Origin of the sequence: Methylobacterium sp. WL120 (assembly GCF_008039465.1) — a bacterium.
Taxonomy (GTDB): Bacteria; Pseudomonadota; Alphaproteobacteria; order Rhizobiales; family Beijerinckiaceae; genus Methylobacterium; species Methylobacterium cerastii.
This window is the reverse complement of record NZ_VRUT01000371.1, coordinates 1-722: the sequence shown is the minus strand read 5'-3', so window position 1 is coordinate 722 and position 722 is coordinate 1. Positions and strand designations below refer to the sequence as shown.

Here is a 722-nt window from a genome sequence, read left to right as displayed (position 1 = left end):
GCGGCTTCCGCCTTGGCCGGGTTGCCGAGCAGCACCTCGACCTCGGCCGGCCGGTACAGCTTCTCGTCGATGATCAGGTGATCGTCCATCAGCAGGCCGACGTGAGAGAACGCAAGCGCGCACATGTCGCGTACCGTCGTCGTCCGCCCGGTGGCGATCACGAAGTCGTCCGGCTTCTCCTGCTGCAGCATCATCCACATCGCCCGGGTGTAGTCCTTGGCGTGGCCCCAATCGCGCTTGGCGTCGATGTTGCCCAGGCGCAGCTCGGAGGCGAGCCCGAGCTTGATCCGCGCGACCCCGTCCGTGACCTTGCGGGTCACGAACTCGACCCCGCGCAGCGGGCTCTCGTGGTTGAACAGGATGCCGTTCGAGGCGTGCAGCTTGAAGCTCTCGCGGTAGTTGATCGTCATCCAGTGCGCGTAGAGCTTGGCCACGCCGTAGGGCGAGCGCGGATAGAACGGCGTCGCCTCGCTCTGCACCTGCTCCTGGATCAGGCCGAACATCTCCGACGACGAGGCCTGATAGTAGCGCGCATCGGGTTTCAGCGTCCGTACGCATTCGAGCAGGTTGACGGCACCCAGGCCCGTGATCTGGCCGGTGAGCAGCGGCTGCTGCCACGAGGCGGTGACGAACGACTGCGCGGCCAGGTTGTAGACCTCGTCCGGCTGCACGGCCTGAACGATCCGGGCGAGGCTCGACAGGTCGAGCAGGTTGCCGTCGTG

Annotated in this window: 1 protein-coding gene; it reads right to left on the bottom strand. The window is 66.3% G+C overall.

What is annotated here, in order from left to right; genetic code table 11:
* On the bottom strand, nt 1-722 hold a 722-nt coding region (locus tag FV229_RS27060; RefSeq protein ID WP_147754837.1), incomplete at both ends, for a GDP-mannose 4,6-dehydratase.